Origin of the sequence: Rathayibacter sp. VKM Ac-2804 (assembly GCF_009866655.1) — a bacterium.
Lineage (GTDB): Bacteria > Actinomycetota > Actinomycetes > Actinomycetales > Microbacteriaceae > Rathayibacter.
Genome location: NZ_CP047420.1, coordinates 812,638 through 838,491, shown reverse-complemented (window position 1 = coordinate 838,491; position 25,854 = coordinate 812,638). Strand labels below are relative to the sequence as shown.

Here is a 25,854-nt window from a genome sequence, read left to right as displayed (position 1 = left end):
GGACTTCGCCTGCCCCTCGCGGGGCCTTGCCGGGCGGTGCTGATCGGAGTAGCGGGCCGGAGCGGCCGCGCAGCTGCACCGCAGAGGGGGTGCCCGGGCGGACCCCGCCGCCCCTACCCTGGAGCCGACCCCGTCACCGCCGTCTGGAGCCTCCGATGAACCGCCGCCGTTCCGCCCTCGTCCTCGCCGCCGCCGCGGCCCTCTCCCTCGGCCTCACCGGCTGCTCCGGGATCAACAGCATGATGGGCGGCGAGACCCGCGACGACACCTCCGGCGAGATCGTCGACGGCGGCACGACCGACGTCTTCCAGCTCCGCGTCGGCGACTGCCTGAACGACGAGCTGACCGAGACCGCGACCGAGGTCACCGACGTCCCGACCGTGCCGTGCACCGAGCCGCACAGCTACGAGATCTTCCAGAACATCACGATGGCCGAGGCGGACGAGTACCCCGGCGAGACGGCGACCACCGCCCAGGCCGACTCCGAGTGCCAGGCGGCGTTCGAGGGCTTCGTCGGCCTCAGCTACGAGGAGTCGCAGTACGACTTCAGCTACTACTACCCCACGCAGGAGAGCTGGGACGGCGGCGACCGCGTCATCAACTGCCTGATCATCGACCCCGCGGGCCCCAACACCGGGACCCTGGCGGGCGCCGCCGCCTGACGCTCCCCGCGAGATGCCACTTGTGCACGCCTTTCACGGCGTGTCGCGTACACAAGTGGCATCTCGCGGAGGGGGTCAGCGCGTCGGCGAGTGATCAGCGCGGGGGAAGAGGGTCAGGAGGAGGCCCGAGGCGATCCAGACGGCGGCGATGCCGAGGATGAGCCAGCCGGCGTCGAGGCCGGAGGCGGCTCCGGCGAGGGCGGCGCCGACCGCGGCGGCGGCGGCGCGCAGGCCCGCGCCGATGGTGAAGACCTGGGAGCGGACGGCCGCCGGGCTCTCCTGATCGCGCAGCAGCAGCATCGCGGCGTTCGCGGGCGCGGTGAAGACTCCGGCGACGGCGAACGCGACGAGGGCCACGACGATCCCGAGGTCGGGCGCGGCGGCGAGCAGGGCGACCCCGGTCGCGGCGAAGCCGGCGCCCATCACCCAGGCCGGCGGGCGGCGCGTCCAGCGCCGGACGGCGACCGCGATCGCACCGAGCAGCCCGCCGACGGCGAAGGCGGTGAGGAGTCCGGCCGCGGCGTCCGTGCTGCCCACCCGTTCGAGCGACAGCCCGATCGCGGCGACGCCGGCCGCACCGCCGCCGATCTGGCTGATCGTGCCGGAGAGGGTGACGATCGCGATCGGCCGGTGCCGCACGAGATGCGTGACTCCGGCCGCGATGGTGCGCCGGACGCCGACGGTCGGGGTGGGGCGCGCCTCCATCCGCAGGGCGAGCGAGCCGAGGACGCCGACGAGCGCGAGGGCGGCCATGGCGAGCATCGCGTACCGGGCCGAGGCGACGGCGATCACGAGCCCGGCGATCGCGGGGCCGCCGATCGAGGCGACCGTGTACGAGAGCGAGTCCTGGGCGTAGGCGCGGCGCGGGTCGGCGATCGCGCTGGTCACGAAGCTCGACATCCCGCCCATGTAGACGGGCGTCGCCAGGCCCGCGACCACCAGGAGCAGCGCGATCAGCGCCGTCGGCACGTCGCCGAGGAACGAGGCGAGCGCGAAGGAGGCGGCGGTGGCGAGCGCCGCGCCGACCAGCAGCCGGCGCGGGGCGCGCACCCGGTCGAGCACCGTGCCGACGAGCGGGGCGGCGATCACGCTGGGGAACAGGGCGGCGCCCGTGAGCAGACCGCCCAGGGCGACGTCGTCGAGGCGCTCGACGGCGAGGACGGGCAGGGCGACGACCATCCCCGCGCTCGCGAGGCGCAGGGGGATCGAGGCGGTCAGGTAGGTGGCGGCGCTCATGCGGCTCGGGAGGACATCGCCTCCCATTTTTCCATGCTCTCGAGGGCTCGCTTCCCGGCCGCGGCGATCACGGCAGGAGGATCACCTTGCCGTCGAGGGTCCGCGACTCCGCCAGCTCCATCGCCGACACGATCTCCGTGAGCGGGAAGCGTGCCGCGATGTTGGCCGTGAGCGAGCCGTCCGCGAGCAGCGCGAGCACGCGGCCCAGGTCCTCCTCGAGCCGTGCGCGGAACCGGGCGGGCCGCAGCGAGTGCCCGGCCCAGAGGTCGTAGAAGACTGCGCGCTTCCCGTTCGGCGCCAGCTGGTACGCCTGGATCCGCGCGAGCTGCTTCAGGAACGGCGGCCAGATGCTGCCGGTGCTCGCGCTGACGATCGCGTAGGCGACGAGCGTGCCGCCGGGAGCGAGCAGCGACCAGGCCAGGCGGGTGGTCTCTCCGCCGATGTTGTCGAAGACGGCCTGCACACCGCCGGGGGCGAGCTCGCGGACGCGGGCGGCGAGCTCCGGGTCGGCGTAGTCGACCGGCTCGACGCCGGCCGCGCGGAGGGCGTCGTGATGCCGCGGCGAGGCGGCGCCGATCACGCGGATCCCCTCGAGCGAGGCGAGCCGGTGCACCAGCCCGCCGACGCCGCCGTTCGCCCCGAACAGCAGGATCGTGTCGCCGCGGGAGAGCCGGGCCGAGCGGTGCAGCATCTGCCAGGCCGTCACTCCGTTCACCACCACGGCCTCGGCGTCCTCGGGGGCGACGCCCTCGGGGACGAGGACGCAGTCGCGCGCTGCGACGCGGGCGTGCCCGGTCCAGCCGCCGGTCTTGGTGAGGGCGGCGACGCGGCGGCCCTCGAGCGACGCGTCGCCGCCGGGACCGACCGCGGCCACCCGGCCGACCAGGTCGTAGCCGGGGGTGAACGGGAAAGCGGGCTGGGCGAAGTAGCGGCCGCGGCGCATCGACTGCTCGGCGAAGGAGATGCCGGTCGCCTCGACGGCGACGAGCAGCTCGCCGGCCGCGGGCGGCTCGACGGGCGCCTGCTCGAGCAGCAGTCCGGACGGCTCGACGAGCCCCGGGAGGACGACGCGGGTGGTGGTGCGCGGGAGGGCGGTGGTCATGGTGTGCTCCTTGGGGAGGTTTTGTGTGAGTGACTGGACAGTCACTTCTGCGGAGAGGGGAAAGGGAAGTCTTTGCTGATCGAGTAGCGCGCGGAGCGGGCGTATCGAGATCCGCCGGCGTCAGAGGACGAGTCTGCAGACCCGCCCTGCTGACGACCGTGGGTCTCGATACGCCCCTGCGGGGCTACTCGACCAGCATGTGTCGGCCAGCCGACGTCGGTCGGCAGGTGTCGGTCGGCCGGCGGCGGTCGGCCGGCGTCGGTCGGCCGGCGGCGGTCGGCCGGCGCGGCGACGGCTCAGTCGTGGTGCCGGATGCCCGCGGAGACGATCCGCGCCCACTCCGAGTCCACGCCGCCGAGGTCGGTCTGCACGATCAGGTGGCAGAGCTGGCCGTAGGCGATGAAGCGCTGCACGGCCGGGCCATCGGCCCCCGAGACGACGCTCACGGTCCGGACGACCGCCGAGATCCCCCGGCGCACCGCCTCGCGGATCTCGGGCACCCCGCTCGCGCTCTGCGCCTGCGACTGCAGCATGATCAGGTCGCGGTCCGCGATCAGGTCGATGTAGGCGAGGGTCATCGCCTCGAGCCGGTCGGCCGGGTCGGAGGAGGGGGAGGACTCCCCCGCTGCGGCGAGCGTCGACGCCACCAGCTCGTAGCAGCGGTCGACCGCGGCGACGAAGACGCCGAGCTTGCCCGGGAAGAGCCGGAAGACGTAGGCGGGCGAGACCCCTGCCTCGGACGCGACCTCGGTGATCGGGGTGGCGGAGTAGCCGGTGCGGGCGAAGACGTGCACGGCGGCGGCGGTGATCCGCTCGCGCTGCGCCTCGGCGGTGGAGCGGGGCGTCGTGGCAGTCATGTGACTGATCAAACACTTACAAACGCCGAGAGTCAAGAGGAGCGGTCGGACAGCCGAGGATCACGCGCGCTTCCGCCGCCCCCTCAGCGCGAGCTGGAGCGCCGCGAGGAGCAGCAGCGCGGCGAACAGCACGCCCGAGATCCGCGCGGGCAGCAGGAACGACAGCGCCACTCCGGCGAAGGAGAACCCGGTCGCGCAGAGGCCGACGACGAGCCCCGCCCGCACGTCGAGCAGCCCGCGGCGCGCGTTCGCGATCGAGCCGCTGATCGCCGTCGGGATCATGGCGGCGAGGGAGGTGCCCTTGGCGAGCAGGTCGGCCAGACCGAACGCGCCGACGAGGACCGGCACGGCGATCGCGCCGCCGCCGATGCCGAAGAGCCCCGACGCCACGCCCATGGCCAGTCCGAGCGCGCCGAAGCCGGGCCAGACGCCCCAGCCCTCCGCGACGTCGCCGGTCTCGTTCGAGCCGAAGACCGCCATCCGCACGGCCGCCGCGAGCAGCAGGGCGACGAACAGCCAGCGGAGCACGCCGAGCGGCAGGCGGGCGAGCAGCCAGGAGCCGGCGACCGCGCCGATCATCGCGGCCGCGGCGATCACGGCGGCGGGGAGCCAGGCCACCTGCCCACCGAGCGCGTAGCCGAAGGCGCCGGCCACCGCCGTCGGCGCGATCGCCAGCAGCGATGTCGCGGAGGCACGGCGCTGATCCATCCCGGCCCATGCGATCAGCATCGGCACCATCACGATGCCGCCGCCGACGCCGAACGCGCCCGAGAGCACTCCGCCGACCGCGCCGATCAGCGCCAGGACGAGGAGGGTCCGCGGTCGGAGGGCCTTCGCGCGAGTCGTGCCGCGGGCCGGCGCGGTCGTGTCCGATGCCTGCGCGCTCGTCTCGTCCGTCACCCGCTCAGCCTGCCACCTGCGTCGTCGCACGGCGGAAACATGCGGTGCGTACTCTTCGTGATGCGTCGCCGGTGGGGGCCGGGCGATCGACGCGAGGAGGGGGGCGCCGTGCACGCGACGCCGATCCGCGCCGCGTCCTGGCCGGCCGCGCTGGCCGGACGGACGGTCTTCGAGCGAGAGGCCCGGCGCACGGCCGCGGCGATGCTGCCGCTCGCACCCGAGGGGATCAGCCGGGTCGCGGAGCCGATCCCGGCGCGCCCCGGAGCGCCCGCCACCACCGCCGACGTCTTCCGCTCCGCGGTCCCCGGCCCGCGCCCGACGGTGGTGTGGATCCACGGCGGCGGCTGGGTCTCCGGCCACCGGCGCGACGTGGACCCCTATCTGCGCATGCTCGCGGGCGCCGGGTGCACCGCCGTCTCGCTCGACTACAGCCGCGGCCCGGAGGCCGTGCACCCGACCGCGCCGCGCCAGCTGCTCGCCGCTCTGGAGCACCTCCGCCGCAGCGCCGGCCGCCTCGGGATCGCCCGCGACCGCCTCGTCCTGGCCGGCGACTCCGCGGGCGCGCAGCTCGCGAGCCAGCTCGCCACGGCCATCACCAACCCCTCCTACGCCCGGGCCGCGGGACTGGCGACGACCCTGCCCGTCGACGCGGTGCGGGCCCTGATCCTGCACTGCGGGATCTTCGACCTCTCCGCCCTGGCCGGGGCGACCGGGCTCGCCGCCCGCGGTCTGCGCGCCGGGCTCTGGCCCTACACCGGCCGGCGGGCGTGGTGGACCTCGGACGCGGCGCGGTGGATGTCGACGATCGACCACGTGACGCCGCGCTTCCCGCCGACCTTCCTCAGCGGAGGCAACGCCGACCCGCTCACGGCGCAGCAGTCGCGGCCGTTCGCGGCGCAGCTGCGCTCGCTCGGCGTGCCGGTCACCGCGCTGCTCTGGGGCGACGGGCACGACACCGAGCTCGGGCACCAGTACCAGTTCCACCTCGAGCTGCCGGAGGCGCGCGAGACGCTGGAGCGCACCCTCGCGTTCCTGGAGCGGCAGACGGCGCGCTGAGCCGTCGGCGCCGGGGCCGGACCCTGGCAGTCGCCTGGGCAGCCGGGACGACACCGTGACGATCGCCGTGCGCGCTCCGTCCTACCTCTGAACCGCCCGATCGACCGACCGGGCACCGAGACGAAAGAGGAGATCATGGCCGAGAGCAACGCGACCACCACGGCGACGGCGACCGGGACCGGGCGCACCGTCATCGACGACGGCGTCATCGCGAAGGTCGCGGGCATCGCGGCCCGCGAGGTGCCCGGTGTGCACGCCCTCGGCAACGGCGCGGCCCGCGCGCTCGGCGCGATCCGCGGCGCACTCGGCAACGACGACCGCGCCCAGGGCGTCAAGGTCGAGGTCGGCGAGCGCCAGGTCGCCGCCGACGTGACGATCGTCGCCGAGTACCCCGCAGCGCTGCAGGACGTCGCGGAGGGCGTGCGCTCCGCCGTCGGCCGCGCGATCCGCGAGATCGTCGGCATGGACGTCGCCGAGATCAACGTCACCGTCCAGGACGTCCACATCCCCGAGGACGACGCCCCCGAGGCCGAGCCGCGCGTCGCCTGATCACTCCCGCAGCACCTCCGACGCCCCGCGGTCGATCCGGCCGCGGGGCGTCGTGGTGCCTCCCCTCCACCCCACCCGCCCCGACTGCCGTGCCCCCACGCGGCACAGAACACCAGGAGAAGCGCATGGAGAACAGCTGCGCCCGCCCCCTCGACGTGGACGACGCCGTCGCCCTCGTCGGCATCCTCACGACCCTCGAGGTGCTCACCACCGACGGCCGCCTCGGCGGCCCCGAGCTCGATGCGCTGCGGCACAGCCTCGCGCAGGGCGGCGCCGTGCTGCCCGGAGCCGACGAGACCGAGATCGCCGCGGCCCTCGCCTCGCTCAACGCGCGACTTCGCGACAGCATCTCGTAACCACGGACATCCGCCACGCGCAAGAGCGTGTTTGTGACAGGCTGATCATCGCGTGCCACTGCGCGACGATGAAGGAGCAGCCATGAGCGTCGGACACTACGTGCTCTCGACCACCGGGCCGTTCGCGGACGAGACCGAGATCCTCGGCGTCTACTCCTCCGACACCTGGGCGCGCGAGGCGGCCGCCAGCTGGCTCGACGCCCTCGACCGCGAGGCCTTCCCGCAGTGCGTGATCGAGAACTGGAACGGGTCGCACCTCGTCCACCGCGAGGTCCTCGGCGGACTCGGCCTCGACGACGACGGCACGGCCGCGGGCACCCTCGAGCGCTAGCGCCCCGCCGTCGCCCAGTGCGACGGCCGCTCGAAGTGCGGCGGCAGCAGTGTCGCGGCGTCCCCGCGGGTGCTGGTGACCTGGGCCTGCGTCAGGAAGACCGCCGCGGAGAGGTCCGCGCCCCGCACATCGGCGTCGCGCAGGTCGGTGCCCAGGACGTCGCAGCCGCGCAGATCCGCTCCGTGGAGATCGGCTGCGATCAGCAGCGCCCCGCGCAGATCGGCGCCCCGCAGGTCCGCTCCCGCGAGCGTCGCCGCCACGAGGTCGGCGCCCGGCGCCAGGCGGACCCTGCCGTGCTTCCTCCGCCGCGGACCGTCGGCGCGCGCGGCGGCGCTGGCCGCGATCAGCAGCGGACGGGCGGCGCCGTACTCCGCGTCGACGTCGGCCGCGAGGATCGCGTCCGCGTCCGTGAGCGTCAGGGCGTGCACGGCGTCGAAGCGGGCGCGCACCAGATCGCGCAGTCCGGCGTCGGCTCCGGGCAGGGCGAGCGCCACGTCGAGGTACCAGAGCAGCTCGTGCAGGCGCCGCATCAGCGGGAAGACCGCGAACATCCGCGCGCGCACCTCGGCGTCGTCCCGCCAGGAGACACCGCCGAAGGTCCGCCGCGACACCTTCTGACCCGCGCCGAAGCAGTCGAAGACGGTGCAGCCGACGAAGCCCTCCGGCCGCAGCCGGCGGTGGATCGTGCAGGCGTCCTCGGTGTCGAGGTTCGTGCACGGCTCCCCCGCGGGCTTGTCGACGGGGAAGTCGGAGGAGCGGGTGAAGGCGAGGGCGACGCAGCAGAGGCCGAAGCAGTTCGCGCAGTCGGCGCCGAGGTCCTCCCGGCGGCCGAGCTCGACGCGGGTGCGGGTACCGGTCATGTCGGTCGGCCCCTCAGTGCGACAGGGCGAGCACGCCGACGACGGCGGCTCCCAGTCCGACGAGGCCGAGCAGGCCGATGATGCTCTGCCCGAGCCCGAGTCCGGCACGGACCACCGCGATCAGGGCGATGCCGGCGAGGGTGGCGACGTAGACGCCCACGCCGATCCGCAGCGCGACGACGTCGTCGATCCAGCCGAGCGCGGACGCGGCCAGCACCAGGACGGGCAGGGAGGCGGAGGCGAGCGCGCCGCCCGAGATCCGGAGCATCGTGCGCGCCTCGGCCGCGGTCGGGGTCGCCGCGTGGGCGACCTGGTGCGCGATCACGTCGGCGACGAAGCCCGCGGCGGAGATGCCGACGATCGCGATCACGAGGCTGCGCAGCGCGTGCGCGGAGTCCGCCTGGTCGTCGACGGCGTAGATCATCACGACGGCGAGGCCGGTGAAGGCGGCGTAGACCCGCTCCTTGAGCGCCTTCGCGATGTCGTCGAGGGAGCGGCCCTCCGCCGCCGCGCGACGACCCGCCGCCCCTCCCCCGCGCACGGTGCTCAGTACGAGGCGGCGTCGACGCGGGCGGCGGAGTCGTCGCCCGCGTGGCGCGCGGTCAGGTCGCCGAGGATGACGGCCGAGCCGCTCGTGCCGAAGCGGGTGACGCCGAGCTCGCGGAAGGCCAGGAGCGTGTCGAGGTCGCGGACGCCGCCGGACGCCTTGATCTGCACGGCGTCCGAGACGGCGCCGCGCATCAGGCGCAGATCGTGCTCGTTCGCGCCGCCGCCGCCGAAGCCGGTCGCGGTCTTGACGAAGTCGGCGCCCGCGCGCTCGGCGGCCTCGCTGCCGGCCACGATCTGCTCGTCGTCGAGGTAGCTGGTCTCGAGGATGACCTTGACGACGTGGCCCTCGGCCGCGTCGACGACCGCGCGGATGTCGGCCTCGACGTCGTCGAGGAGGTTGCTGCGCAGGCGCCCGATGTTGACGACCATGTCGAGCTCGACCGCGCCGTCGGCGAGCGCCTGCGTCGACTCCGCGACCTTCGCCGCGGTGGAGGTCGTGCCGTGCGGGAAGCCGATGACCGTGCCGACGAGGACGCCGGAGCCCTCGAGCCGGCGGACGGCGTGCGCGATGTCGGAGGGGCGCACGCAGACGCTGAAGACGCCGGCCGCGCGGGCCTCGTCGAGCTGCGCGTCGACCTCGGGCCGGGTCAGCTCGGGCTTCAGGATCGCGTGGTCGATGAGCGCCGCGATCTCGGCGACGGTCGGAAGGCTGCTTGTCATGCCCGCCATTTTACGCGGCGCCCGGCGGCTGGATCTCGATACGCCCGCTGCGCGGGCTACTCGATCAGCATGCAGGGGGCCCGCCGACTGCGAGGCATCGCCCATCCGTCGAGAACGGCTGCCTGACAGCGAACGAAGGAGCCGTTCGCGACGGATCACCGTCCGGAACAAGCGGCGCAAGCGGAACGCGCGAGCGAATCGGAGAATCGCATGCCAAGCGATTCTCCGGAGCGGACGCAGGACGCTCTGCGGAACCCCGCCACTTCGAGAAGCCGACTGCGGGGAGGGGCGGCAGGGACGCCCCGACCCGGGAACGCCGAAAGGCCCCGCGATCGCGAGATCGTGGGGCCTTTCGGTGTTCATGCAGATATGCGGGCGCCGCTTACCAGCTGGACTTGGTGATGCCGGGCAGCTCGCCGCGGTGGGCCATGTCGCGGAAGCGGACACGCGAGATGCCGAACTTCGACAGGTTGCCGCGGGGGCGGCCGTCGACGGCGTCGCGGCCTCGGACGCGGACGGGCGAGGCGTTGCGGGGGAGCTTCTGGAGGCCCGTGCGGGCGGCCTCGCGGGACTCGTCGGTCCCGGCCGGGTCGACGAGCGCCTTCTTCAGCTCGAGGCGCTTGGCGGCGTAGCGCTCGACGACCACCTTGCGCTGCTCATTGCGGGCGATCTTGCTCTTCTTAGCCATACTTAGCGCTCCTCGCGGAAGTCGACGTGCTTGCGCACTACGGGGTCGTACTTCTTGAGCACGAGACGGTCGGGGTCGTTGCGGCGGTTCTTCTTGGTCACGTAGGTGTAACCGGTTCCGGCCGTCGAACGGAGCTTGATGATCGGACGGACGTCCTGCTGCTTGGCCATTAGATCTTCACCCCACGAGCGAGAACATCCTTCACGACGGACTCGATGCCACGGGCGTCGATGACCTTGATGCCCTTGGCCGACAGCGTCAGCGTGACGTTACGGCGCAGGGACGGGACGTAGTACGTCTTCTTCTGCACGTTCGGGTCGAAGCGGCGCTTGGTGCGCCGGTGCGAGTGCGAGATGGCGTGTCCGAAGCCGGGGACGGCTCCGGTCACCTGGCAGACTGCTGCCATGGTTTCCTCCATGTGTGGTTACCGTGGGCCACGCGCGGCACGAGGCCTCGCCCGACCCACCCAAGGTCACTTGTCGGCGCACCGCCCGCCTGTCGAGGAGGACCGGGGTCCCGCCCGGTGGGCAGCGCGCAAGAGCGTGCAGATGCACGCAACCCGAGTAGCTTAGGCGACACGCGCGCGCCCTGCAAGGCTCGCCGGTGCTACGGTCGCTCCCGGTGCGCGCGGGGGGTCCGGGCCGCCGCATGGGGGGACCGTGAACGGCTCGACGCCGGATGCTCTGAGGCGCCGTGCGCTGCTGCTGGGGATCGCCTCGGCCGCGGTGGGGCTCGCAGGATGCACGAGCGCCCCCCGTCCCGCGCCGACCGCGACGCCGGTGGCCGCGGCCGCGACGCTCGCGCCCGCTCGGACTCCCCCGCCGCGCCCCGTGCCGACCGCGACGGCGGCGCCCGTGCCGGTCCGCGCGCGCTTCCCCCTGCCGGAGGGCACGATCACCGAGCTGCCCGGCGACGGGAGCCTGCTGGCGTGGACGGTCGACGACGGCGCCGACTCCGACGTCGTCGCCGCCTACGCGCAGTTCGCGAAGGACACCGGGACCCGGCTCACCTTCTTCCTCAACGGGAAGTACGACTCCTGGACCGTCAGCGCCCCCGCGCTCGCACCGCTGGTCGCGAGCGGGCAGGTCCAGCTCGCGAACCACACCTGGTCGCACGCCGATCTCACCTCGCTCTCGGATGACGGGATCCAGGAGGAGCTCGGCCGCAACGGCGACTTCATCCGCGCCACCTACGGCGTGGAGGCCGCTCCGTTCTACCGCCCGCCGTTCGGCTACACCGACGCCCGCAGCCGGGCGGCCGCAGCCGCCGTCGGCTACACGGCCACGACGCTCTGGTACGGCTCCCTCTCCGATTCGGGGCGGATCACCCCGGAGCAGCTGCTCGGGTTCGCGGACGAGTGGTTCCGGCCGCAGCGCATCGTGATCGGGCATGCGAACTTCGATCCGGTGACGACGGTCTACGCGCAGCTGGTCGACCTCCTCCGGGCCCGCTCCCTCGAGACGGTGACCCTCCGCGACGTCTTCGCCGTCTGACGGTCTCCGCGAGATGCCACTTGTGCACGCTTTCCACGGCGTGTCGCATGCACAAGTGGCATCTCGCGGCGGGGATCAAACGCGCAGGGTCGCGTGGGCGGCGGTGGTGATGGCGGCGGCGACGGCGGCGAGGCTCGGGGTGTGCAGGGCCCACTGCTGCCAGTAGAGGGGGACGTCGACGGGGGCGCCGCCGAGGGCGACGAGGCCCGCGGCGCCGACGGGGGCCTGCAGCTCGGGCAGCATGCCCCAGCCGAGGCCGAGGCGCACGGCCTGCTCGAAGTCGGCCGAGCCGGGCACGCGGTGCTGCGGCGGGCGGCCCTCGACGCCGGCCGCCTCGAGGAACCGGGTCTGCAGGCGGTCCTTCTCGTCGAAGACGACGACCGGCGCGACGGCGAGCGCCTCCGCGTCCGGCCCGTCCGGGAACCAGCGCTCGGCGAAGGCGGGTGCGGCCATCGCCCGGTAGCGCATCACGCCGAGCGGGGCGACGGTGCAGCCGAGCACCGCCTCGGCCTCGGCCGTCACCGCGGCGAGCACGGTGCCGTCGCGGAGGAACGCGGTGGTGTGCTCCTGGTCCTCGCGGTGCAGCTCGACGACGACGTCGGGCACAGTGGCCAGCGCGGGCAGCACCCAGGTCGCGAGCGAGTCGGCGTTGACGGCCATCGGCACCGTGACCGGCCCTCGGCCCTCGCGCGCCCCGCCGTCGAGCCCGCGCACCGCGTCCTCGGCGAGCAGCTCGATCTGGCGGGCCAGGCGGAGCAGGCCCGCGCCCGCCTCGGTCGCGACGACGGGGCGCGAGCGGACCAGCAGCACGCGGCCGGCGGCCGACTCGAGCGCCTTGATCCGCTGGCTGAGCGCCGAGGGCGTGACGTGCAGCTCGCGGGCGGCGGCGTCGAAGGAGCCGAAGCGGACGGCGGCGGCGAGGGCACGGAGACGGGCGAGGTCGAGATCGTCGGTCAGCATCGCGCTCCCATCAGTTGCGCTTACGGTACTGAAGAAGCGTGAGCTGGTCTACAGCATGCTCGGACCTTAGCGTCGGAGCCGTGTCCCCCCTCCTCGCCGCCCTGTCCGGCCTCGGCTTCGGCCTCTCGCTCATCATCGCCATCGGCGCCCAGAACGCGTTCGTGCTGCGGCAGGGGCTCCGCCGCGAGCACGTGCTCGCCGTCGTCGCGATCTGCGCGCTGGCGGATGCGGCCCTGATCGTCCTCGGCATCGCCGGGATCGGGGCGGTGCTCGAGTCGGCGCCGTGGCTGCTGGTCGTCATCCGCTGGGGTGGGATCGTCTTCCTCCTCGCCTACGCCGTCCTCGCCGCGCGGCGGGCGCTGCGCCCGGGGACGCTCGACGGCGACCCGGCCGGCGCCTCCACCTCGCTCCGGACCGCGATCGGCACCTGCCTCGCCCTGACGCTGCTGAACCCGCACGTCTACCTCGACACGGTCGTGCTGCTGGGCTCGGTGGCGAACACGCACGGCGACGAGCGCTGGTGGTTCGGCACGGGCGCGGCACTGGGCAGTGTGCTGTGGTTCACGGCGCTGGGCTTCGGGGCGCGGGCGCTGCGGCCGCTGTTCCGCAGCCGCACGGCCTGGCGGGTGCTCGACGGGGCGGTCGCGGTCGTGATGGTGGTGCTGGCGGTGTCGCTCGCACTGTCGTCCTGAGAGACGTCGTCGCCGACGGGCGGCGCGCCGGTCAGCCCGCGCGGACCATGGAACGGGCGGCGAGCAGCCAGACGGCTCCCGTCGCGAGGATCATCAGCGACCCGGCGATCGACGCCGCGATGGAGATCCCGATCAGCAGCTCCTGCGACGGCGTCGCGGTGACCAGCAGCGGGGCGGTCGTGGCGAATCCTCCGGCGGCGTTCACGGCCACGGCGACGGCGGCGGCCACGACCACCCGGCGCGGCACGGAGCGCGACCGCCCGAGCGCGACGAGCCCCACGACCCCGGCGACCAGCGAGAGCACCGCCAGGGTGAGCACGAGCGTCGACGCGGCGATCATCTCGGGCGTGGACGTCGCGCCCGCCGTGCTCGGCGAGGACCAGGACACGATCGGCCGCAGCACGATCAGCACCGCGAAGACGATGAGCGCCGTCGCGCCGGTCGGGCCGACCAGCCCGCCCTTCGAATCGGCCCCCCGCGCGAGGACCGATGCGGCGGCAGCGAGCAGGCCCGCACCCAGGAGCACGACGGCGCGCGCCGCGAGCGAGGCTCCGGAGCCGACCGGGGCGAGCAGGAACACGGCGTCGAGCAGGCCCGCCGCCGCCACGAAGAGGCCGGCGAGCCGCAGCGTCGCCGCGCGCGAGGCGGCGGACGCAGGGACGGTGGTCGGAGCTGTCATCGGGTTCCCCTCTCCCGGGCTGTGCTCCTCACGCTAGCGCCCTGGTTCGAGCGGACATTGTTCTACTAACATGGCGAACATGCTCCTGCGCGTCGACCACTCCTCGCCCCGCTCGCTGGCCGACCAGCTCGAGGCGCAGGTGCGCGCCGCGGTGGCCGCCGGCGAGCTCTCGGCGGGCGACCGCCTGCCTCCGGCGCGCGAGCTCGCCGACTCGCTCGGCATCAACATGCACACCGTGCTGCGCGCGTACGCCGCGCTCCGCGACGACGGCCTCCTCGAGATGCGCCGCGGCCGGGGCGCCTGGATCGCGGAGTCGGCCGGCCCCGGCCTCGTCCGCGTCACCGCCCTCGTCGAGCAGCTCGCCGCCGAGGCCCGCCGCAGCGGCATCGGCCGCGCCGACGTCATCCGCCTTCTCGAGAGGACCGCACTGTGACCACCACCGGCACCACCACCACCGACCGCAGCGCGCGCACGCTCGTCGCCGCCGCGTCGCTCCTGCTCCCCGCCGCGGCGATCCTCGTCTCGCGGGCCGTCCTCGGCGACCGGCTCCCGCCCGCGCTCGCCTCGCACTGGTCGAGCACCGGCGCCGCCGACGAGTCGCAGCCCGTCGCGGTCCTCCTCCGGCTGGCACTGCTGCTGGCGGGGGTCCCCGCCGTCGCCGGACTCGTCGCTGCGGCACTCGGCCGCGGCCCGCGCCTCCTGCTCGGCGGACTCGGCCTGGTCGCCGGTCTCGGCGCCGGCGGCTGGGCGACCTCGGTCGGGACCACGCTCGCTGCGGGCTCGGCGGAGGGCGCCGTGCTCGGTGCCTGGCTGCTCGCGCTCCTCGGCGGCGGGGTGTTCGCCGTGGTCCCGGCCCTGATCGCCCCGCCCACGCGGCACGCGCCGCGGGTCGCGGTCGACCGGCTGCCGCTCGGCCGCGAGGAGACCGGCGCCTGGTCGCACACCGTCACCGGGCGGGTGTTCGCGGTCACGGGAGTGGTGCTGCTGCTCATCGCCGCGGCGGCCGTCCCGGGTCTGCTCGCCACGGGCGATGTCGGACCGGCGATCGGGATGGCGATCGTCCTCGGAGCGAGCGCGGTCGTGATGCTCGGCTTCACCCGGCTGCGCGTCACGGCCGACCGCCGGGGGCTGCGCGTGGTGTCGACAGCGCTCGGGATCCCGCTGCGGCGGATCCCGCTGTCGTCGATGGCCTCGGTGACCACCGCCGCGCTGCGGCCGTCGGAGTGGGGCGGCTGGGGCTACCGGTGGTCGCCCGGGCGCTCGGCCCTCCTCCTCCAGGCAGGGCCCGGGCTCGTGGTGACCACCACCCGCGGGGACGAGTTCGCGATCAGTCTGAGCGACCCGGAGACCCCGGCCGCCCTCCTCGAGACGCTGCGCCGACGCGCCGAGGACCGACGCGCGTAGGGTGCGAGCGCGGCCGATGGTCGCCGCCGGAGTCTTCACGAGGGAGTGGGCATGGACGCGAACAGGGAAGCTGCTGCCGACGAGCTGCGCAGCAAGACGGTCACCTGGCACGATCCGATGGCGGGAGCCGCCGCGGCGATGCGGATGAGCGGGCTGGACTACCTCCGCGCGATGAAGGACGGGACGATCCCGCCGCCGCCGATCATCACGCTGATGAACATGGCCCTCGGCGAGGTCGACGAGGGCCGGGTGGAGTTCCGCTGCTCGCCGGACGAGTCGCACTACAACCCGATCGGGCGGGTGCACGGCGGCTTCGTCTGCACGGTGCTCGACTCGGCGGCGGGCTGCGCGGTGCAGTCGACGCTGCCGATCGGCGTCGGCTACACCTCGCTCGACCTCACCGTCAGCTACCTCCGCGGACTGCACCAGGACAGCGGCGAGCTGCTCGCCGTCGGCACGGTCGTGAAGCCGGGGCGCCGGGTGGCGTTCGCGGAGGCGAGGGTGACGGACGCGCAGGGGCGGCTGGTCGCCACGGCCACGTCGACGCTGCTGGTGTTCCCACTCGGCGAGAGCGCGTGAGCGCGGGGAGTCGTCAGTCCTCGGATGCGCGCTCGCGCAGACGCTGGACCGCGGCCTCGAGCGCGGGGAGCTCCGTGGCCACCGTCGCCTGAAGGATGGCGTCGTCCAGCCGGTGGTGCGGTTCCCTGCTCACAACGGCAGCAGGTCCAGCTCGACGGCGCGGCGCACGTGCTCCTTGAGGCCCTCCTCAGGGATGAGGTCGACCGGAGCGCCGAGGATCTCCCCGAGCTCGCGCTCGAGGCCGGCCAGGGCGAGGACGCCGAGACCGGCCGGAACCGACACCAGGAGATCGAGGTCGCTGTCAGGGCGGTCGTCTCCCCGAGCCGCGGATCCGAAGATCTTCGCGTCGACGATGCCGCGACGGCGCAGCGCGCGACGGAGCTCGGCACGGTGGTCCAGCACCCGCCGCCCGATCGGGCCCGAGAGCGCCGCGGCCGGCGTGGCGCGGGGCTCGAGCACCAGGTCGACGCTGAAACCGATAGCCGAGAGGAGACGGCGCAATGTCGGGAGGGTCGGCTCGCGCAGGCCCGTCTCGTAGGCGCTGACCATGCTCTGGGCGACTCCGGCGCGATCCGCCACCTCGCTCTGGCGCAGCCCGGCTCGCGATCGTGCTCCGATCAGCAGGTCTCCGGTCTCCGTGCGCATGCGCACATGATATCAACAATCGTGTATACAGACGAGCGCCGGTCGCGTCGAGCAGTGGCACGAACGCGGGTCTCCCGCAAGTGGCAACGCGCGTCTGCGCGCTGTGGTCGCATGGAGGTCGGAAGCAGCCGCTCGGGCGCCTCCCCCCGATGCGACAGGACCTGCATGCCCACGACCGCGAGCCGGCCGACGATCTTCGCCCTGCACGGGCTCGGCCTCAGCGGCCGCCTCTTCGAACCGCTCTCCCGCGAGCTCGCCGGCGAGGCGGACGTGATCGCGATCGATCTGCCCGGCTTCGGCGACGCGCGCGACGCCGCCGACACCTCCCTCGACGCGATGACGACCGCGGTGATCCGCGCGATCCGCGAGCACGGCGCCTCGCGCTGGCTGCTCGCCGGGCACAGCATGGGCGGCAAGGTGGCCTCGCTCGTCGCCGCGCGCACGCTGTCCGGGCGCTCCGGTCTCTTCGGGCTGGCCGGGGTCGTGCTGCTGGCCGGCTCGCCGCTCTCGCCCGAGCCGATGCCCGAGGAGAAGCGGAGCGAGATGCTCGGCTGGGTCGCCGACGGCCCCCTCGACGAGGAGCACGCGCGCACCTTCCTCGAGCAGAACATCGGCGGTGCCCTGCCCGCCGCGGAGGATCGGCGGGCGCTCGCCGACCTGCTCCGCTCCTCCCCCGCCGCCTGGCGCGACTGGCTGGAGACCGGCAGCCGCGAGGACCGCACGGGCGCCGCCGAGGCGCTCCACGCCCTGCCCGCGCTGCTGATCGCGGGCGGCGAGGACGGCGACCTCGGGGCCGACGGCCAGCGCGCGACCAACGCGCGGACCTACCCGCGCGCCCGCCTCCTCGAGCTGCCCGGCGCCGGCCACCTGCTGCCGATCGAGCGGCCCGTCGAGGTCGCCGCGGCGATCCGCGCCTTCTGGAGCGACGCGGCCGGCACCGGACCGGCCGTGCCCGCCGACGTCGCGGAGACGATCCGCTCCAGCCGCACCACCGCGCGGATCCGCGCACTCTTCGCCGAGCGCCTGCTCGCCGACGACCCGGGCTACGCGCCCGCGGCGCTCACCCCCGCGCAGCTGACGACGCTGCGCGCCCTCGCGGACCGGGTGGTCCCGCAGGACAGCGGCGACAGCGCCGTCCCGGGCCGGATCGACCTGGCCGCCCGCGTCGACGCTCAGCTCGCGGCCGGGCGCGGCGACGGCTGGCGCAACGCCGACCTGCCGACCGATCCCGAGGCCTACCGCCTCGGTCTGGACGCGCTCGCCGGATTCGACGGCCTCTCCCCTGAGGAGCAGGACGCGCGGCTCGACGCGCTGGGCACCGAGCAGCTCGGTGCCTTCAGCGCCGAGCAGGCGAAGGCCTGGTTCGAGGACTGCCGCAACGACCTGGTCCGCCAGTGGCTCGCGCACCCCGCGAGCCTCGCCCGCATCGGCTTCGACGGCTACGCGACCGGCGGCGACGTCCTGCCGCTCCTGGGCTTCACCGCCCTCGCCGCCGGCGAGCACGACACCTGGGAGCCCACCACCCTGCAGCCGAGCACGAGGAACCCCCGATGAACACCACCGGCATGCGCCGCTACTCCCCCGACGAGGTCGTCGACGCCGTCGTGATCGGCACCGGCGCCGGCGGCGCCCCGATCCTGGCGACCCTCGCCGCGCGGGGCCTCCGGGTCGTCGCGCTGGAGGCCGGGCCGCACTTCGATCCGCTGACCTTCACGGCCGACGAGACCGCGGCGACCGAGATCAACTGGATGGAGGAGCGCCTCAGCGGTGGCAGCACCCCCACCGCCTTCGGCCCGAACAACAGCGGCCGCGGCGTCGGCGGCTCCACGCTGCACTGGGGCGCGTTCACCCCGCGCCCGGACCCGCGCGACCTGCTGCTGCGCACCGAGTCCGGACTCGGCCGCGACTGGCCGCTCACGCATGCCGAGCTGGTCCCGTACCTGGAGCGCGCAGAGGCGACCATCGGCGTCTCCGGGCCGGCCGATTACCCGTGGGACCCCTCGCGCCGCTACCTGCAGGCGCCGGTCGACCGCAACGCCTCGGCCGACATGATGCTGCGCGGCTGCGCGGCCCTCGGGATCCGCGCCACCGACGCCCCCGCCGCCGTCCTCAGCGCCGGGCGGGACCAGGAGGCGCACGGCGAGCGCGCCTCCTGCCGCAACTGCGGCCAGTGCCACCAGGGCTGCCGCACCGGCTCCAAAGGCAGCATGGACACGTCCTACCTGCCGCTCGCGGTGCGCGACGGGGCGGAGATCCGCGCCGAGTCCTTCGTGCACGGCATCGAGCTCGACGCGGCCGGGAAGGTCAGCGCCGTCCTCTACACCGCCGACGGGGTCGAGCACCGGCAGCGCTGCTCCGCCCTCTTCCTCTGCGCGGGCGGGGTCGAGACGCCGCGACTGCTCCTGCACACCGGCGTCGCGAACAGCAGCGGGCTGGTCGGCCGCAACTTCCTGGCGCACGGCGCGACGCAGGTCTGGGGCACCTTCGACGAGGAGATGCGCGGCTACCGCGGCTACCCCTCCTCCGTCATCACCGAGGACACCGTGCGACCGGCCGACGCGGACTTCGCCGGCGGGTACCTGATCCAGAGCCTCGGCACGATGCCGCTCACCCAGGCGACCTCGTTCGTCCGCGGCGCCGGGCTGTGGGGGCCGTCGCTGATGGCGGCGCTGGACGACTACCGCTTCCTGGCGGGCGTCGGCATCAACGCCGAGTGCCTCCCGTCGGACGACAACCGGCTCGTGCTGACCGACGAGCTCGACGAGCACGGGGTGCCGAAGGCGCGCATCAGCTTCTCGCCGGGCTCGAACGAGGAGGCGATCGACCGGCACGCGATCCGGACGATGACCGCGATCGTCGAGGCGGCGGGCGCCCGGAGCACCCGGGTCATCGCGCGGACGGCGCACACGCTCGGCACCTGCCGGATGGGCACCGACCCGGGCGACGCGGTCGTGGACGGCGACGGGCGCAGCTTCGACGTGCCGAACCTGTTCGTCTGCGACAACTCGGTCTTCCCGAGCGCGGTCATCGCCAACCCGGCGCTGCTGACGGTCGCGCTCGCGCTCCGCACGGCGGACCGCTTCCTCGCGGCGTAGGCCGTTCCGCGAGATGCCACTTGTGCACGCTTCTGTCGGCGTGTCGCGCTCACAAGTGGCATCTCGCGGAGGGGATCGAGGGACTTAACACATCGGAAACCCCTCAGAAATCGCACAGCATCTGGGGGCGGTTGAGTGGGAGCACACCCCTCACCGATGGAGCCCGCATGCCCCTGTCCCGGCCGTCCACCCGCACCGTCCGCCGCGCCCTCGCCCTCGGCGCCGCGCTCGCCGCTTCCCTCTCGCTCGTCGCGTGCTCCGGAGCGAGCGACGCCGGCTCAGGAGAGGGCGGCGACACCGTCACCGTCACCGTCGGCACCCTGCGCGGCCAGCCGCACTTCTACCAGCCGTTCCTCTACGAGCAGTTCGCCGAGGAGGGGGTCGAGTTCGAGGTGATCACCCTCGACACCACGCCCGCGCTCAGCGACGCCCTGGTCGCCGGGACGATCGACTTCGCGATCTCGGGCGTCACCCCGACCATCGCCTCGATCGCGCAGGACCGGGACCTGAAGATCGTCGCGTCCGCCGCGGACGGCGGCTCGGGCTTCCTCGGCGGCGAGGGCATCTCCTCCGTCGAGGACCTGGCCGGCAAGAAGGTCGGCTACATCCAGGGCAGCGCCCAGGAGGTGGCGCTCCGCTACTACCTCGACCAGGCCGAGCTCACCGACGACGACCTCGAGCTGATCACGATCCCCGTGCCCGAGATGGCGTCCGCGTTCACCAGCGGCTCGATCGACGCCTTCTTCGGCGTGGAGATCGGCGTCTCGATCGCCGAGGCGGCCGGCGGCACCGAGATCGCCGACCCGTACGCGACGCCGATCGGCCGGGTCAACATCGGCCTGGTCACCACCGGCGCGATGATCGAGGAGCAGCCGGAGGTCGTGCAGAAGGTCGTCGACACCCACGCCGCGACGACCGAGTACATGGCCGACAGCGTCGACGAGTGGCTGCCCGACATGATCGCCGAGTTCGGCGGCGATCAGGAGGTGCTGGAGTCGGCGCTGGAGAACTTCTGGCTCCGCTCCGACGTCAGCGAGGAGTACCAGGGCCAGCTCGGCGCGCTCGCGACGCAGATGCAGGAGCTCGGCTTCATCGACGAGGCGCCCGCGATCGAGGACGTCGTCGACACGACGTTCGCGCCGGCGGCCTGAGCGGTCGGCCGATGACCACCACGACCCGCCCCGCCGAGGCGGCGACCGCCACCGAGCGGCTGTCGACGGTGCGGCGCCGGCGCCGCCCCGGCCGCAGCGGCTGGACGACCTTCCTGCTCGGCCTGCCGGTCCCGATCCTGTTCCTGCTGCTCTGGCAGTTCGGGCGGGCGGGCGAGTGGGAGCTGCCGTTCGGCATCCGGATGGCGTTCCTGCCCTACCCGGGCGACGTGCTGGTCTCGCTGATCGACTACGCCGTCGCGGGGCTGCGGAACGACGCGTTCAGCGGACTGCTCTGGACCGACCTGGCGGCGAGCGCCGGCCGCGTCTTCGGCGGCTTCGCCCTCGCCACGGTGATCGCGGTGCCGCTCGGCGTGCTGATGGGCCGCTACTACGCGATCAACTCGGTGTTCGATCCGTTCATCAACCTGTTCCGACCGGTGCCGGCCACGGCCTGGGTGCCGCTGGTGGCGCTGCTGATCGGCTACGGCGATCAGGCGTCGATCTTCCTGATCACGCTGTCGGCGTTCTTCCCGATCGTGCTCGGCACGATCAGCGGCGCCCGCCAGGTGCCGCCGCGGCTGATCGAGGCGGCGCGGATGCTCGGCACGTCGCGAGGAGGCGTGCTCGTGCGGGTCGTGCTGCCCGCCTCCGCCGCCGCGATCGTCAACGGCATGCGCATCGGCCTCGGCCTCGCCTGGGTCGTGCTGGTGCTCAGCGAGACGACGGGGGTGAGCACGGGCCTCGGCTCGACGATCTTCCTGGCGCGCGACGTGGTGCGCACCGACCTGATCGTGGTCGGCATGATCTGCATCGCGATCGCGGGCTTCGCCTCCGACCGGCTGCTCCTGCTCCTGTTCCGCGTGCTCTTCGGCCGCCGGCCGCTCGTCAAGTGAGGACCCGATGACGCTCTCCCCCGCCACCGCCCCCGCCCGCACCGCGGACGTCCACGTCCTCGACCTGGTGAAGCGCTACGACACCGCCGGCGGCGGCGTGCTCGCCATGGCCGACGTCTCGCTCGACATCCGCTCGGGCGAGTTCGTCGCCGTGGTCGGCGCGAGCGGCTGCGGCAAGTCGACGCTGCTGCGCATCCTCGCCGGATTCGAGGAGGCGACGGAGGGCGTCGTCGAGGTCGGCGGCCGGGCCGTGTCGGCGCCCGGCCCGGATCGCGGCGTCGTCTTCCAGGACTACGGGCTCTTCCCCTGGCTGAGCGTGCGCGAGAACGTGGCGTACGGCCCGCGGCGCAAGAAGCTGCCGAAGGCGGCCGCGGCGGAGGTGACCGACCGCTTCATCGAGGCGGTGGGGCTCACCCGCTTCGCCGACCGCTACCCGGGCGAGCTGTCCGGCGGCATGCAGCAGCGCGTCGCCATCGCGCGGGTGCTCGCGAACGAGCCGTCGGTGCTGCTGATGGACGAGCCGTTCGGTGCGCTCGACGCACTGACCCGCTCCGATCTGCAGGTCGAGCTCAAGCGGATCCACCGCGAGACGGGCACGACCGTGCTCTTCGTGACGCACTCGATCGAGGAGGCGGTCTACCTCGCCGACCGCGTCGTCGTGATGACGGGCGGCGCCTCCCACGGCGTCCCCGGCCACATCAGCGAGATCGTGACGGTCGACCTGCCCGGCGAGCGCGACGTGACGGCGCCGGAGTTCAACGAGTGCAAGCGCCGCATCTCGGAGCTCGTGCACGCGCCGGCCTGACGCCCCCTCCCTCCCGCCCTTCCGCGAGATGCCACCTGTGCACGCTTCCCTCGGCGTGTCGCGTGCACAAGTGGCATCTCGCGGAGGGGAGCAGGGGAGGCTTCGTGGATCCCCGTCTGAAGGAGGAGTCGTCGTGACCAGCACCGTTCGCGCAGGCCGGATCGCCAGGAGCGCCCTCGCCGGGGTGCTGCTCATCAACGCGGTGCCGCACGGCGTCGCGGCGCTGCAGGGGCGGAGGTTCCCCTCGCCGTTCGCCACGCCGCCAGGGCGCGGGCTGTCGTCGCCGCTGGCGAACGCGGTCTGGAGTGCGGCCAACGCCCTCGCGGGGCTCGCCACGCTGCCGCGGCACGGGACGAGGGGCGACCGCCTCTCCGCGGTGCTCGGCGCGACGGCGATGGGCGCCTTCCTCGCTGTGCACTTCGGGAGCCTCGACCTCGACTGAGACGCCGGGCGCCGTCCGAGCCCGCAGAAGGGGGGCAGCGAGCAGCTGGGAACGAGCCCGCCGACGTGACCGCTCCTGTCACGCTGGGCGCACGCTCCATCACACGTCTCGCGAGAGGGAACGATGCCCGCACTCCGGCTGGTGCTCTACCTGGTCGACGACCCCGAGCAGACGCCGCACCTCTGCACGTTCCATGGCGACCGACACAGGCTGGCGCACGATCTCGAGACGCGGCAGTTCCTGCCCGTCGTCCGCGGCCACGGGCAGTACAGCGTGGTCGCGGTGAACCGCATCCAGCGTGTCGAATTCGAGCGGCTCGAGGAGGACGCCGCGGACGAGCCGGCCCGTCGCGTCGGCGACCTCGAGAAGTCGGCGCACACCCTCCGCGCCTGACCTCCCCGGCAGTCCGGGCTCTCCGGTGCGGATCGTTATCGGATCGCGCGCCCGGCGAGGTCCGTCGCATCGGAGGATGGGCGAGGGGGACGATCCGCGCTCCCGTCGTCCGCGTCCCCGGGGGTCCACCGCCATGCTCGTCCCGTCTCGCACGCTCCTGCGTGCCGCTCTCGTCGTCGGCGTGATCGCCGCAATGAGCGGATGCGTTCCCGCCGGCGATCCCGTCGCGCAGCCGGCCGCAACGGTGACGGCGACGGCGACGGCGACGGCGACGGCCACGGTCACCGCGTCGCCGACGCCGAGCCCGACCCCCTCCTCGACGCCCGCCGTCGCCGCGAGCCTGCTGATCGGGCCGACCTCGTTCTCGCTGGTCGACGCCGAGGGCGGCCAGCTGGGCACCTGGGAGTACCGCGACGGCACAGGGGTGGTCGCAGCGCTGACCGAGGCGTTCGGCAGTGAGCCCACCGAGTCGGACGACATCCCCTACGAGGGCTACCGGAGCCGCGCCTACAGCTGGCCGGGCTTCGTCCTCAGGGACACCGACGTCTACGACGCCGGCGGGCCGGAGCTCACCTACCCGGAGCCGGACTTCCTGCTCGAGGCGACCGCCTCCGCGGTCGGCGACGTCGCGATCAGCACGCTGGGTGGAGTCGCGGTGGGCGACGCCACCGCCGACGTCGCGGCCGAGCACCCGGACAGCGCGACCGGCGGTGCCCTCGGCACCTTCCTCTTCGACACGACGCCCGTCGGCACCGTCGAGGGCTACGAGCTGACCAACACGGTCGGCGCGATCGCCGAGGACGAGGTCACCGTCTCGAGCCTGCGCGCGCCCTTCATGAACTGGGGCGTCTGAGGGGCCCGTTCCCTGTCAGGCTCTCCGGCGCGAGACGCGTCCCCGGAATGAGCGCTCAGCAGTCGCGGGAGCCGAAGCCGAGCCCCGTGATCGCGCTGCTGTGCCAGCCCTGGTAGCCGCCGTGCTGGCTGTAGACGAGCGAGCTGCCCGAGGGGAACGAGCGGAACGAGAAGGTGTCGTAGCGGGGCCCGCGCGTGAGATTCGGCTCGAACCTGGTGGCCCGACGGAAGGGGTCGGCGACCGTGCCGGCGCCGACTCCCGCATCTCCGCCCCGCGAGGAGATCGACGCGGGCGCGACGCTGAAGCCGACGGTCGACCACCACGTCGTGGCCCAGTAGGCCGTGTCGCTGTGCGCGCTCGAGCTGATGTCGAGGAAGGTGAGCTGCACGTCCATCGGGTCGAACGGCTTCCCGGCCGCATCGAAGAACTCGAAGATCAGCGTCTGCGCATCGGGCCCCGGCGTCGGCACCTCCGGGATCCTCACGTCCGACGACGACGCCTGCCCGGCGCGGCGCTGGTTCAGGAGGAGCACCCCGGGTTCGAAGATGCGCGACGGCGCCTCGTTGGCGAAGTCCGAGGATCCGCCGGCGTACCACACCGTGCCGTCCTGGGTCAGGTTGTAGCTCCTGCTGTCGGTCGTGGGCGTGGTCGCGGTGTCGGGCGCCAGGATCGAGGTGATCCGGACCGTGGACGTCGTCCCGGTCGGCGAGGTCGCGGTGAGGGTCAGCGGATTCGACGACACGCTCGACTGCCTGAACATCGTCACGCTCGTGCAGGGCAGCGGAGCGGGGGCGGGAGTCATCGACGCCGCGGCGAGGGGAGCCCCGACCGCCGCGCTGATCACGGGGATGCTCCACAGCGCGCCCGCGGCGACGGAGCGACGGGTGGGACCGGAGGGGCGAGTCGGGTCGGACGAGAGAGGGGACATGGCGGATCCGTTCCAGAGGAGGAGTGGACAGGCGAGGACCGACTGCCCGACACGGCAGCGTAGGTTCGTCCGCCCCGAGATCCGAATGCGCCTCATTTCTGGCGCCGGACGTCGGTTCGCCGCTCCTTCTGTGGCGGTGCTCAGCAGTCGCGGGAGACGAAGCTGAGCCCGCTCAGCGCGATGGCGTGCCAACCCTGCACACCGGCGTACTGGCTGAAGCTGAGCGTGCTGCCCGACGGGAACGACCGGAAGGTGAAGGTGTCGACGAAGGCGGCACCCGGGCCCGGGCGCTCCTGCGGCGTGGCGCGCCGGAAGGGCTTGTCGACCGTCCCCAGGCCGATCGCCGACTGACCGCTCTGCGTCGAGATGTATCCGGGTTCGACGCTGAAGCCGACGGTGGACCACCAGTTCGTGAGCCAGGGACTTCGGGGAGTCGCGCCCGAGGTGATGTTCTGGATCGAGAGCTCGACATCGGTCGGATCGAACATCCGCCCGTCCGCGCCGGTGAACGTGAAGGTCAGCGTCTGCCGGTCCGACCCGGGCTCCGGATCCTCCGTGATCGGTCCCGCCCGACGCTGGTTCAGCATCAGCGAGCCGGCGGGGTAATCGCGGACCACGACCTCCGCCACCGCCGAGGGATCGCCGCTCGACGTCCATCGGCCGCCGTCCCACCCCAGGTTGAAGTCCTGGCCCTGGGTCAGCGAGGTGGTGCCGGGCGAGAGGTCCGAGGCGATCCGCACCGACGAGATCGCACCGCTGGGAGCGACGGCCCTGAGCACGGGGGGACGGACGCTCGGATCCGCCGGCGGGAACACCACCGTGCTGCGGCACGTCGCGGGCGACGCCGCGGCGAGCGGAGCGGCGACCGCCGCGCTGACGACGGGGATGCTCCACACCGCGCCCGCCGTGAGGGACCGCCGAGTGGGTCCGGTCGAGCCGGACGAGCGCTGAGACATGAGGATTCCGTTCGCGAAGG

33 protein-coding genes are annotated in these 25,854 nt (G+C 73.7%); 18 read left to right on the top strand and 15 right to left on the bottom strand.

The annotated features are described in order from the left end of the window. Positions 1 to 155: 155 nt before the first annotated feature. Entirely contained in the window at positions 156 to 662 is a 507-nt protein-coding gene (locus GTU73_RS03835) for a septum formation family protein (protein ID WP_160087137.1), read from the top strand. Between the two features lie 75 nt (positions 663 to 737). Here GTU73_RS03835 and GTU73_RS03830 read toward each other — a convergent pair whose 3' ends face one another. The 4 genes from GTU73_RS03830 to GTU73_RS03815 all read right to left on the bottom strand — a co-directional run bounded on the left by GTU73_RS03830 (position 738) and on the right by GTU73_RS03815 (position 4,757). Beyond that, positions 738 to 1,898 carry an MFS transporter gene (locus GTU73_RS03830; protein ID WP_160087135.1) on the bottom strand — a complete coding sequence of 387 codons (1,161 nt, stop codon included), beginning with the start codon at positions 1,896 to 1,898 and terminating at the stop codon, positions 738 to 740. Positions 1,899 to 1,965: 67 nt separating this feature from the next. Continuing rightward, positions 1,966 to 3,000, bottom strand: a complete 1,035-nt coding sequence (locus GTU73_RS03825) for a medium chain dehydrogenase/reductase family protein (protein WP_160087133.1) — start codon at positions 2,998 to 3,000, stop codon at positions 1,966 to 1,968. A gap of 296 nt (positions 3,001 to 3,296) precedes the next feature. Then, positions 3,297 to 3,857 (bottom strand): TetR/AcrR family transcriptional regulator, encoded by a 561-nt coding sequence (locus GTU73_RS03820; protein ID WP_160087131.1) that lies wholly within the window; start codon positions 3,855 to 3,857, stop codon positions 3,297 to 3,299. 60 nt (positions 3,858 to 3,917) lie between these two features. Then, positions 3,918 to 4,757, bottom strand: coding sequence for a sulfite exporter TauE/SafE family protein (locus GTU73_RS03815; protein WP_160087129.1), 840 nt, complete (start codon positions 4,755 to 4,757; stop codon positions 3,918 to 3,920). A gap of 108 nt (positions 4,758 to 4,865) precedes the next feature. On the opposite strand from GTU73_RS03815, the gene GTU73_RS03810 reads away from it, so the two are divergent. The 4 genes from GTU73_RS03810 (at position 4,866) to GTU73_RS03795 (ending at position 7,049) form a co-directional block, all read left to right on the top strand. Then, positions 4,866 to 5,813 (top strand): alpha/beta hydrolase, encoded by a 948-nt coding sequence (locus GTU73_RS03810; protein ID WP_160087127.1) that lies wholly within the window; start codon positions 4,866 to 4,868, stop codon positions 5,811 to 5,813. Between the two features lie 135 nt (positions 5,814 to 5,948). After that, a complete protein-coding gene (locus tag GTU73_RS03805) occupies positions 5,949 to 6,362 on the top strand; it encodes an Asp23/Gls24 family envelope stress response protein (protein WP_160087125.1) in 414 nt (137 codons plus the stop codon). Between the two features lie 125 nt (positions 6,363 to 6,487). Further along, complete coding sequence (locus tag GTU73_RS03800) at positions 6,488 to 6,718, top strand: hypothetical protein (RefSeq protein ID WP_160087123.1); 231 nt, start codon at positions 6,488 to 6,490, stop codon at positions 6,716 to 6,718. Between the two features lie 82 nt (positions 6,719 to 6,800). Beyond that, positions 6,801 to 7,049: a hypothetical protein gene (locus GTU73_RS03795; protein WP_160087121.1), complete on the top strand. Its 249-nt coding sequence runs from the start codon at positions 6,801 to 6,803 to the stop codon at positions 7,047 to 7,049. Here the strand turns inward: GTU73_RS03795 and GTU73_RS03790 are convergent. The 6 genes from GTU73_RS03790 to rpmB all read right to left on the bottom strand — a co-directional run bounded on the left by GTU73_RS03790 (position 7,046) and on the right by rpmB (position 10,272). Then, on the bottom strand, positions 7,046 to 7,909 hold the full coding sequence (locus tag GTU73_RS03790; protein WP_160087119.1) for a pentapeptide repeat-containing protein: 864 nt from the start codon (positions 7,907 to 7,909) through the stop codon (positions 7,046 to 7,048). The two genes, GTU73_RS03795 and GTU73_RS03790, sit on opposite strands and share 4 nt — an antisense overlap. Before the next feature lie 13 nt (positions 7,910 to 7,922). Beyond that, on the bottom strand, positions 7,923 to 8,450 hold the full coding sequence (locus GTU73_RS03785; RefSeq protein WP_160087117.1) for a hypothetical protein: 528 nt from the start codon (positions 8,448 to 8,450) through the stop codon (positions 7,923 to 7,925). Between the two features lie 5 nt (positions 8,451 to 8,455). Beyond that, the gene (gene deoC, locus GTU73_RS03780) at positions 8,456 to 9,178 is read right to left on the bottom strand and encodes a deoxyribose-phosphate aldolase (RefSeq protein ID WP_160087115.1); all 723 of its coding nucleotides are present in this window, start codon (positions 9,176 to 9,178) and stop codon (positions 8,456 to 8,458) included. A 382-nt stretch (positions 9,179 to 9,560) separates the two neighbouring features. Further along, positions 9,561 to 9,866 (bottom strand): 30S ribosomal protein S14, encoded by a 306-nt coding sequence (gene rpsN, locus GTU73_RS03775; protein ID WP_159986058.1) that lies wholly within the window; start codon positions 9,864 to 9,866, stop codon positions 9,561 to 9,563. Between the two features lie 2 nt (positions 9,867 to 9,868). Further along, positions 9,869 to 10,036: a 50S ribosomal protein L33 gene (gene rpmG, locus GTU73_RS03770; protein ID WP_027692168.1), complete on the bottom strand. Its 168-nt coding sequence runs from the start codon at positions 10,034 to 10,036 to the stop codon at positions 9,869 to 9,871. Next, positions 10,036 to 10,272, bottom strand: a complete 237-nt coding sequence (gene rpmB, locus GTU73_RS03765) for a 50S ribosomal protein L28 (protein ID WP_056038148.1) — start codon at positions 10,270 to 10,272, stop codon at positions 10,036 to 10,038. Before rpmB ends, rpmG begins: the two co-directional genes overlap by 1 nt. A gap of 253 nt (positions 10,273 to 10,525) precedes the next feature. Between rpmB and GTU73_RS03760 the strand changes: the two genes are divergently transcribed. Further along, on the top strand, positions 10,526 to 11,359 hold the full coding sequence (locus tag GTU73_RS03760) for a polysaccharide deacetylase family protein (protein WP_208543734.1): 834 nt from the start codon (positions 10,526 to 10,528) through the stop codon (positions 11,357 to 11,359). A 75-nt stretch (positions 11,360 to 11,434) separates the two neighbouring features. Here GTU73_RS03760 and GTU73_RS03755 read toward each other — a convergent pair whose 3' ends face one another. After that, complete coding sequence (locus tag GTU73_RS03755; RefSeq protein ID WP_160087113.1) at positions 11,435 to 12,319, bottom strand: ArgP/LysG family DNA-binding transcriptional regulator; 885 nt, start codon at positions 12,317 to 12,319, stop codon at positions 11,435 to 11,437. Between the two features lie 80 nt (positions 12,320 to 12,399). Here GTU73_RS03755 and GTU73_RS03750 point away from each other — a divergent pair, with 80 nt between their 5' ends. Then, on the top strand, positions 12,400 to 13,011 hold the full coding sequence (locus GTU73_RS03750) for a LysE/ArgO family amino acid transporter (protein WP_160087111.1): 612 nt from the start codon (positions 12,400 to 12,402) through the stop codon (positions 13,009 to 13,011). A 31-nt stretch (positions 13,012 to 13,042) separates the two neighbouring features. Here the strand turns inward: GTU73_RS03750 and GTU73_RS03745 are convergent, their stop codons facing one another. Next, a complete protein-coding gene (locus GTU73_RS03745; protein ID WP_160087109.1) occupies positions 13,043 to 13,690 on the bottom strand; it encodes a hypothetical protein in 648 nt (215 codons plus the stop codon). Positions 13,691 to 13,760: 70 nt separating this feature from the next. On the opposite strand from GTU73_RS03745, the gene GTU73_RS03740 reads away from it, so the two are divergent. The 3 genes from GTU73_RS03740 to GTU73_RS03730 are packed head-to-tail and all read left to right on the top strand — an operon-like array spanning position 13,761 to position 15,673. Continuing rightward, the gene (locus GTU73_RS03740; RefSeq protein WP_347877750.1) at positions 13,761 to 14,123 is read left to right on the top strand and encodes a GntR family transcriptional regulator; all 363 of its coding nucleotides are present in this window, start codon (positions 13,761 to 13,763) and stop codon (positions 14,121 to 14,123) included. Continuing rightward, complete coding sequence (locus GTU73_RS03735; RefSeq protein WP_160087107.1) at positions 14,120 to 15,094, top strand: hypothetical protein; 975 nt, start codon at positions 14,120 to 14,122, stop codon at positions 15,092 to 15,094. Before GTU73_RS03740 ends, GTU73_RS03735 begins: the two co-directional genes overlap by 4 nt. 51 nt (positions 15,095 to 15,145) lie before the next feature. After that, positions 15,146 to 15,673: a PaaI family thioesterase gene (locus GTU73_RS03730; protein WP_160087105.1), complete on the top strand. Its 528-nt coding sequence runs from the start codon at positions 15,146 to 15,148 to the stop codon at positions 15,671 to 15,673. 129 nt (positions 15,674 to 15,802) lie between these two features. On the opposite strand, the gene GTU73_RS03725 is transcribed toward GTU73_RS03730, so the two are convergent. Beyond that, complete coding sequence (locus tag GTU73_RS03725; protein ID WP_160087103.1) at positions 15,803 to 16,318, bottom strand: XRE family transcriptional regulator; 516 nt, start codon at positions 16,316 to 16,318, stop codon at positions 15,803 to 15,805. A gap of 165 nt (positions 16,319 to 16,483) precedes the next feature. Between GTU73_RS03725 and GTU73_RS03720 the strand changes: the two genes are divergently transcribed. From GTU73_RS03720 to GTU73_RS03685, 8 genes are all read left to right on the top strand, one after another. After that, positions 16,484 to 17,872 carry an alpha/beta hydrolase gene (locus GTU73_RS03720; protein WP_160087101.1) on the top strand — a complete coding sequence of 463 codons (1,389 nt, stop codon included), beginning with the start codon at positions 16,484 to 16,486 and terminating at the stop codon, positions 17,870 to 17,872. After that, positions 17,869 to 19,413, top strand: a complete 1,545-nt coding sequence (locus tag GTU73_RS03715; RefSeq protein WP_160087099.1) for a GMC family oxidoreductase — start codon at positions 17,869 to 17,871, stop codon at positions 19,411 to 19,413. The genes GTU73_RS03720 and GTU73_RS03715 overlap by 4 nt, the downstream gene beginning before the upstream one ends. A gap of 167 nt (positions 19,414 to 19,580) precedes the next feature. Next, positions 19,581 to 20,564 carry an NrtA/SsuA/CpmA family ABC transporter substrate-binding protein gene (locus tag GTU73_RS03710; RefSeq protein ID WP_160087097.1) on the top strand — a complete coding sequence of 328 codons (984 nt, stop codon included), beginning with the start codon at positions 19,581 to 19,583 and terminating at the stop codon, positions 20,562 to 20,564. Positions 20,565 to 20,575: 11 nt separating this feature from the next. Beyond that, positions 20,576 to 21,457: an ABC transporter permease gene (locus GTU73_RS03705; protein WP_160087095.1), complete on the top strand. Its 882-nt coding sequence runs from the start codon at positions 20,576 to 20,578 to the stop codon at positions 21,455 to 21,457. A 7-nt stretch (positions 21,458 to 21,464) separates the two neighbouring features. Next, positions 21,465 to 22,262, top strand: coding sequence for an ABC transporter ATP-binding protein (locus tag GTU73_RS03700; RefSeq protein WP_160087093.1), 798 nt, complete (start codon positions 21,465 to 21,467; stop codon positions 22,260 to 22,262). Positions 22,263 to 22,395: 133 nt separating this feature from the next. Continuing rightward, positions 22,396 to 22,704 carry a hypothetical protein gene (locus GTU73_RS03695; RefSeq protein WP_208543733.1) on the top strand — a complete coding sequence of 103 codons (309 nt, stop codon included), beginning with the start codon at positions 22,396 to 22,398 and terminating at the stop codon, positions 22,702 to 22,704. A gap of 123 nt (positions 22,705 to 22,827) precedes the next feature. Further along, a complete protein-coding gene (locus GTU73_RS03690) occupies positions 22,828 to 23,097 on the top strand; it encodes a hypothetical protein (RefSeq protein ID WP_160087091.1) in 270 nt (89 codons plus the stop codon). Positions 23,098 to 23,230: 133 nt separating this feature from the next. Continuing rightward, positions 23,231 to 23,950, top strand: a complete 720-nt coding sequence (locus GTU73_RS03685) for a hypothetical protein (RefSeq protein ID WP_160087089.1) — start codon at positions 23,231 to 23,233, stop codon at positions 23,948 to 23,950. Positions 23,951 to 24,005: 55 nt separating this feature from the next. Here GTU73_RS03685 and GTU73_RS03680 read toward each other — a convergent pair whose 3' ends face one another. Next, positions 24,006 to 24,878, bottom strand: coding sequence for a hypothetical protein (locus tag GTU73_RS03680; RefSeq protein WP_160087087.1), 873 nt, complete (start codon positions 24,876 to 24,878; stop codon positions 24,006 to 24,008). A gap of 140 nt (positions 24,879 to 25,018) precedes the next feature. Then, positions 25,019 to 25,834 (bottom strand): hypothetical protein, encoded by an 816-nt coding sequence (locus tag GTU73_RS03675; RefSeq protein WP_160087085.1) that lies wholly within the window; start codon positions 25,832 to 25,834, stop codon positions 25,019 to 25,021. Between the last annotated feature and the right edge of the window lie 20 nt (positions 25,835 to 25,854).

Bases quoted from the DNA above. Each gene is read 5' to 3' on its own strand.
- GTU73_RS03835 (WP_160087137.1), top strand. From the start codon at position 156: ATGAACCGCCGCCGTTCCGCCCTCGTCCTCGCCGCCGCCGCGGCCCTC.
- GTU73_RS03830 (WP_160087135.1), bottom strand. From the start codon at position 1,898: ATGAGCGCCGCCACCTACCTGACCGCCTCGATCCCCCTGCGCCTCGCG.
- GTU73_RS03825 (WP_160087133.1), bottom strand. From the start codon at position 3,000: ATGACCACCGCCCTCCCGCGCACCACCACCCGCGTCGTCCTCCCGGGG.
- GTU73_RS03820 (WP_160087131.1), bottom strand. From the start codon at position 3,857: ATGACTGCCACGACGCCCCGCTCCACCGCCGAGGCGCAGCGCGAGCGG.
- GTU73_RS03805 (WP_160087125.1), top strand. From the start codon at position 5,949: ATGGCCGAGAGCAACGCGACCACCACGGCGACGGCGACCGGGACCGGG.
- GTU73_RS03800 (WP_160087123.1), top strand. From the start codon at position 6,488: ATGGAGAACAGCTGCGCCCGCCCCCTCGACGTGGACGACGCCGTCGCC.
- GTU73_RS03795 (WP_160087121.1), top strand. From the start codon at position 6,801: ATGAGCGTCGGACACTACGTGCTCTCGACCACCGGGCCGTTCGCGGAC.
- GTU73_RS03790 (WP_160087119.1), bottom strand. From the start codon at position 7,909: ATGACCGGTACCCGCACCCGCGTCGAGCTCGGCCGCCGGGAGGACCTC.
- deoC (WP_160087115.1), bottom strand. From the start codon at position 9,178: ATGACAAGCAGCCTTCCGACCGTCGCCGAGATCGCGGCGCTCATCGAC.
- rpsN (WP_159986058.1), bottom strand. From the start codon at position 9,866: ATGGCTAAGAAGAGCAAGATCGCCCGCAATGAGCAGCGCAAGGTGGTC.
- rpmG (WP_027692168.1), bottom strand. From the start codon at position 10,036: ATGGCCAAGCAGCAGGACGTCCGTCCGATCATCAAGCTCCGTTCGACG.
- rpmB (WP_056038148.1), bottom strand. From the start codon at position 10,272: ATGGCAGCAGTCTGCCAGGTGACCGGAGCCGTCCCCGGCTTCGGACAC.
- GTU73_RS03755 (WP_160087113.1), bottom strand. From the start codon at position 12,319: ATGCTGACCGACGATCTCGACCTCGCCCGTCTCCGTGCCCTCGCCGCC.
- GTU73_RS03745 (WP_160087109.1), bottom strand. From the start codon at position 13,690: ATGACAGCTCCGACCACCGTCCCTGCGTCCGCCGCCTCGCGCGCGGCG.
- GTU73_RS03740 (WP_347877750.1), top strand. From the start codon at position 13,761: ATGGCGAACATGCTCCTGCGCGTCGACCACTCCTCGCCCCGCTCGCTG.
- GTU73_RS03730 (WP_160087105.1), top strand. From the start codon at position 15,146: ATGGACGCGAACAGGGAAGCTGCTGCCGACGAGCTGCGCAGCAAGACG.
- GTU73_RS03725 (WP_160087103.1), bottom strand. From the start codon at position 16,318: ATGCGCACGGAGACCGGAGACCTGCTGATCGGAGCACGATCGCGAGCC.
- GTU73_RS03720 (WP_160087101.1), top strand. From the start codon at position 16,484: ATGCCCACGACCGCGAGCCGGCCGACGATCTTCGCCCTGCACGGGCTC.
- GTU73_RS03715 (WP_160087099.1), top strand. From the start codon at position 17,869: ATGAACACCACCGGCATGCGCCGCTACTCCCCCGACGAGGTCGTCGAC.
- GTU73_RS03710 (WP_160087097.1), top strand. From the start codon at position 19,581: ATGCCCCTGTCCCGGCCGTCCACCCGCACCGTCCGCCGCGCCCTCGCC.
- GTU73_RS03705 (WP_160087095.1), top strand. From the start codon at position 20,576: ATGACCACCACGACCCGCCCCGCCGAGGCGGCGACCGCCACCGAGCGG.
- GTU73_RS03700 (WP_160087093.1), top strand. From the start codon at position 21,465: ATGACGCTCTCCCCCGCCACCGCCCCCGCCCGCACCGCGGACGTCCAC.
- GTU73_RS03690 (WP_160087091.1), top strand. From the start codon at position 22,828: ATGCCCGCACTCCGGCTGGTGCTCTACCTGGTCGACGACCCCGAGCAG.
- GTU73_RS03685 (WP_160087089.1), top strand. From the start codon at position 23,231: ATGCTCGTCCCGTCTCGCACGCTCCTGCGTGCCGCTCTCGTCGTCGGC.
- GTU73_RS03680 (WP_160087087.1), bottom strand. From the start codon at position 24,878: ATGTCCCCTCTCTCGTCCGACCCGACTCGCCCCTCCGGTCCCACCCGT.
- GTU73_RS03675 (WP_160087085.1), bottom strand. From the start codon at position 25,834: ATGTCTCAGCGCTCGTCCGGCTCGACCGGACCCACTCGGCGGTCCCTC.